The organism is Micromonospora sp. NPDC047753, from assembly GCF_040642735.1.
GTDB lineage: Bacteria > Actinomycetota > Actinomycetes > Mycobacteriales > Micromonosporaceae > Micromonospora.
Window position 1 is genome coordinate 1 of the sequence record NZ_JBEYSL010000500.1, and the last position, 4,848, is coordinate 4,848.

Consider the following 4,848-nt stretch of genomic DNA (forward strand, 5'->3'; position numbering starts at 1 on the left):
ACAGCGTCGGCCGGTGTGCGGGACCGATCCTGGTCCCGCGCACCGGCCGACGTCGTGCGGCGTTCGATCTAGCCGATCAGGAGTACGGAAGCCGCAGCACCGACTGGTTGCCGATGCCCAGCGTGGTCGGGTTGTTGCCGATCGCCGACCAGACCTCCACCCGGACCGTGCCGTTGCTCAGCGCGCCCAACGTGCCGGTGGCCGAGGACAGGCCGGCGTTCTGGGTGTAGTGCTCGTAGCCGGTGACCGGGTCGGTGGCGAAGTAGCGCAGCGTCTCCACCCGTTCCCAACTACCGTTGCCGGTGAGGTCGTAGGAAATCCGCACCTGCACGCCGTTGCCGACCGCTGTCCCGGCGTCGACGAACAGGTCGAACGCCGTCTGCCCGCCGGCGTAGGCGAGGTTGAGGCCGGTCGCCGTGAAGACCTGGGCGTTGGTCGGCGTACCGTCGTGGTTGCCGTTCGCCGCCGCGACCGTCGTCGTGGCCGCGCTGCCGGCGCCGCCCAACCCACCTCCGGGCAGCAGGTAGCGGGTCGGCCCGCCGGTGGACGGCGGCGGGGTGGTCGTCGGTGGGGTGGTCGTCGGCGGGGGATCCGTCGGCGTCGTCGGGGGAACGCCGCCGGCCGCGTTGCCACCACTCCAGGTGTACGCCCCGGTGGTGGCCGTCTTGCCGGCACCCACGGCGAGCGTGGTGCCGTTGGAGAACGTCACGGTGATCGGCGTCGCCGTCGGGTTCGACGCCACGTAGGTCCGGGCCCCGTTGCGGGAGAAGACCGCGGACAGCGGATGGTTGCCGGTCACCGTCGTGTCGACATTGCCGAGGGCGGCGAGGTTACGGATCCAGTGGAACGTGTGCGCCCGGCTCTCTCCCTCCTCCGGCGTGTAGCCGGGGTTCGCGCGCAGGTTCGCCAGCGCGGCGTCGGCGTCCCCGAGGGCCTGGAACTGCCAGAGGATGTCCTGCCACACCGTCGGTTGTCCGCCGTTGTTGCGGACGAGTTCGGCGTAGTTGGTTCGCACGTACGCCGGGTTGTTGCCGAGGTAGAGGTGACCGCCGGTGACCGGCAGCAGGTTGATGCCCTGGATCATCTCCGGCTCGGCGCTGAACCAGGTGGCGTACGCGCCGCCGTCACCCCAGACCATGCCGACCGTCGAGTGCCCGAAGGCGGCGGGGAAGTTCTGGTCGCTGACGTCGAACCAGTACTCCTGGATCGCCGCGGCCTGCGTGGTGTAGAGGAAGACACCCGCGTCGCGGACGGCGGTGTCGCCGGTCGTCTGCCCCCACTGGATCAGGGCGCTCGCGAAGTTCATCCCCTCGGACGAGGACTCCTGGTTGTTGCCGGAGCCGAACGAGCCGTGCCCGGACGCCCAGTCGTGCCCGGCGTAGATGTCGAAGTCCCGCAGGTACGGGAAGCGGGTGTCGTCGCGACGGTAGTTGTTGGCGTCGCGGATCAGCAGGTCGACCATCCCGCCGTAGCGGCTGGTGGCCGCCCAGGCCGGGTCGAACTTCGCCAGGGTCGCGGCGGCGGCGATGTAGTAGCCGTAGTGGAAGTGGTGGTCGTTGAGCTCCTGGTCGGACCCGTACGACGCCGGGTAGCCGATCAGCGTGCCCCAGTTGTTGTCGTAGTAGAAGACCCGGCTGGTCTTGCCGCTGGACGCGGTGAACCAGTCGGTGAGCGTGCTGCGGATCGCGTTCAGCGCGCTGTCGCGCGTCGTGGTGTCGTTGACCTGGTCGGCGATCTCGGCGATCCGCGCGGCCCGGCCGAGCCCCTTGCCGGTCCAGTAGGTGTCGTTGCCGCGTTGGTCCATCGGGTTGGCGCGGGTGGCGGCCAGGTGCCCGGTGAGCGTCGACAGGTCACCACCGCTGCCGTCGCCGACGGCCGGCAACTCCGGCAGGATGCCCTGGAACTTCATGGCGGTGCGGAACTGGTTGACGCCGGTGAGCACCTTCATCCGGCCACGTGCCGACGGGTAGGTCGGCGTGATCGCTGTGGAACCGCTCAGCGACTTCCACTGGTGCGGGTAGAGGCTGACCACCGTCTGCGTGGCGGTGCCCTCCCGGGCGGTGGTGGTGAACGCGTACGTGGTGGTCAGGCCGCTGGTCGCGGGGTTGTAGGCGTACGAGACCTGGGTGCCGGTGACGTGGGCGTGCGCGTACTGACCGTAGGTCGCGGCCAGCGCGGCGCGCTCCGTCGCGCTGGACGTCGGCGGCAGCAGGGCGACGGAGAAGTAGCCGCGGCCGGCCAGGGTGGACGAGATCCGGCCGGACGCCACGGTCCAGGCGGCGCCGCTGGGCGCGAACCCGACGTAGTCGTGGCCGTTGACCCGGAAGCCGATGGTGGCACCGCTGTTGGACCAGACGTCGGGGGTGCCGGCGGTGCTGATCTGCGCGTTCCCGCCGGTGGTCTGGAAGTACGCGAAGGGCAGACCGTGGCCGATGGTCGCGCGCATGGTGCGCGTGCCGTCGCTCCAGTGTGGGCTGACCGTCCAGTCTGTCCAGCCGTCGACCTTCACCAGGGGTGCGGCGAGCCCGGCCACACCGACCCGGATGTCCTGCACGTACGGGTAGTGGAACTCACCGACGCCGGTGGCGGTGCCGCTGATGGCGGGCGTGGAGTTGGCGGAGAAGCCGAGGCCGTCGCCGAAGGTGTCGTACGAGATCGGGTGGGCGTGCAGCGGCTCACTGAACGAGCAGTCGGTGCGCTTCCACAGGAGCGAGGACCACCAGTCGTTGGTGGGGATCGGCCCGGCGGGCGCGTTGGCGGTGGCGAACTGCCGGGGGTTGCTGGACATCGCGCCGCAGCCGCTGGGCAGCGGGCCGACCGGGGTGGTGGTGTAGCTGCCGGCGCCGACGGGTGCGGCCTCGGCCGCGCGGGTGACGGGGATGGTGAGGCCGCCGACGACCAGGGCCAGCGCGGTGGCGGCGGCCAGGGCCCATCGGCGGTGGGGGACGGGAGGTTTCATCGTGCCTCCATCGCGCGCGCCGGGTGCGGCCCTTGCCGGGTCCAGCGCTTTGCGTCTGAATTGGGGGGAAGGTCGGGTGAGAGAGCGCTCTCTCGGCCACGGTAATGGAGCACCGAGATCCCCGTCAATGTGTCCAACGCGTTGCGTGCTGATATCGCTATTTGCCGGCGCCCGCACTGTCGCTCAACAGCGACTCCGGCACGCGCATCCGCCACGCGTCGGTCACCAGCTCGGTCAACCGGTCCAGGTCGACCGCCGCCAGGCGCAGCAGCACCAGGGGCAGGCCCTCGTAGCCGGGCGTGGTGAAGAAGATCTCGGGCTCCCCGAGCAGGAGAGCCTGCTTCTCGGCCTCGTCGCCGACGAACAGCACCGCGATGTCGAGCCGGATCACCCGGGGCTTGCCCGGTGTCCGCTCCGGGTAGGACCAGACGAAGCCCTTGTCGGCCACCCGGAAGTCGAAGCCGTCACTGGCGATCTCGACCGTGTGCGGCAGGGCCAGCGCCACCCGGCGTACGTCGTCCGCGTCAGCCACCGAATCCCCTCCCACCGGGCACCATCCGCATGGGCTGAGATTACGCGGTGGACAGCTCGATGGCCGTGGCGCCGACGATCGCCCGTTCGCCGTTCTCCTGGACGTAGCCGACCACGCTGGCGCGTCGCGGATCGAGACCAGGTGGCGTCGCCAGCTCCAGCTGCCCCCGCTCGGCGTCCAGGCCCACCGACCTGAAGGCGCGTACGACGTTGTCCTGCCGCAGCGTCCGCCCGGCGTTCTCCCCCCGGGCGATGTCGCTGGTCAGCTCCCGTTCAACGACCGCCACGTGCACCACCGCGCGCTCCGGCGGCTGTTCGGTCCGGTAGTCCACCATCACCCGGTCATTGCCCAGGTTGGCGATGGAGAGCGCCAGTGGTGTGGCGGCGGTCGAGGCCATGGCGGACATGATCGCGGCGGCTGCCCGCCGGCGATCGGAACCGACGAACTCGACGGTGCCGTTGACGACCATCTGCGGGGTGTAGAGACCCCGGGTGCCGAACGCGCGGGCGTACGCCTCCTGGCGCGCGGTGTACGAGGCGTCCGCGAACTGGTCGGGCCAGCCCAGGTCGTCCCAGTAGTCGACGTGGAACCCGAGGGCGAAGACGTTCTGGCCCCGGTCCCGGGCGTCGCGCTCGATCTCGCTCAGCAACTCCTCCGCGGGAGGGCAACTGTTGCAGCCCTGGGACGTGAACATCTCGACGACGGCGAAGCCGCCGTCCGTCGATGGATTCGTCATGGTGGCGTGTCTCCTCCCAGGGTCTGCCCGGCGTCGTCGCGTACCCCCGGTGCCCGGCGTCGTTGCGTTTCCCGTTCCGGCCGAGACAATGCGCGTGGGGTCGCGTCCCTGCCGGCCTCGCGGCGAGCGCCGTCGGGCCGGGTGGTTGGATGGTCGGGTGCAGTTCACCGTGACAGACGCGCCGGCGCGGGAGCGTTTCGAGGCGCGCGACGAGGCGGGCACGGTCGTCGGGTTCGTCACCTACCAGCTGACCGGCTCGATCATCGCCTACACCCACACCGAGGTCGATCCGGCGTACGAGGGCAAGGGCGTCGGGTCGGCGCTGGCGCGGGCCGTGCTGGACGACGCGCGGGGCAAGGGCCGGACCGTCGTGCCGATCTGCCCGTTCATCGCCGACTGGCTGGTCAAGCACCCCGAGTACGAGAGCATCGTGGTGCGGTCCACCCGCAAGATCAAATAGCCGCTGGTGTCAGGCGTCCGGTAGGAGCTTGGCGGCGAGGGTGCGGGCCGTGGCGGTCAGGGTGTCGATGTCCAACCCTGTCCGCCCCATGAACACCAGGCCCTGCTGCGCGGCGCCGGTGCCGGGCCGGCGAGGTTCGCCACGCTCGGGTCGGTATTGCA

4 protein-coding genes are annotated in these 4,848 nt (G+C 70.6%); 1 reads left to right on the plus strand and 3 read right to left on the minus strand.

Translation table 11 applies throughout. The annotated features are described in order from the left end of the window. Positions 1-76 precede the first annotated feature (76 nt). The 3 genes from ABZ749_RS29475 to ABZ749_RS29485 form a co-directional block, all read right to left on the minus strand. Positions 77-2,959 carry a glycosyl hydrolase gene (locus ABZ749_RS29475; protein ID WP_357233516.1) on the minus strand — a complete coding sequence of 961 codons (2,883 nt, stop codon included), beginning with the start codon at positions 2,957-2,959 and terminating at the stop codon, positions 77-79. Positions 2,960-3,116: 157 nt separating this feature from the next. After that, on the minus strand, positions 3,117-3,491 hold the full coding sequence (locus ABZ749_RS29480; RefSeq protein ID WP_357206128.1) for an MmcQ/YjbR family DNA-binding protein: 375 nt from the start codon (positions 3,489-3,491) through the stop codon (positions 3,117-3,119). Between the two features lie 40 nt (positions 3,492-3,531). Beyond that, positions 3,532-4,227 (minus strand): DUF1223 domain-containing protein, encoded by a 696-nt coding sequence (locus ABZ749_RS29485; RefSeq protein ID WP_355007975.1) that lies wholly within the window; start codon positions 4,225-4,227, stop codon positions 3,532-3,534. 157 nt (positions 4,228-4,384) lie between these two features. Here ABZ749_RS29485 and ABZ749_RS29490 point away from each other — a divergent pair, with 157 nt between their 5' ends. After that, entirely contained in the window at positions 4,385-4,687 is a 303-nt protein-coding gene (locus ABZ749_RS29490) for a GNAT family N-acetyltransferase (protein WP_357233519.1), read from the plus strand. Positions 4,688-4,848: the final 161 nt, after the last annotated feature.

Coding starts and splice junctions, on each gene's coding strand:
- ABZ749_RS29475 (WP_357233516.1), bottom strand. CDS start 2,959: ATGAAACCTCCCGTCCCCCACCGCCGATGGGCCCTGGCCGCCGCCACC.
- ABZ749_RS29485 (WP_355007975.1), bottom strand. CDS start 4,227: ATGACGAATCCATCGACGGACGGCGGCTTCGCCGTCGTCGAGATGTTC.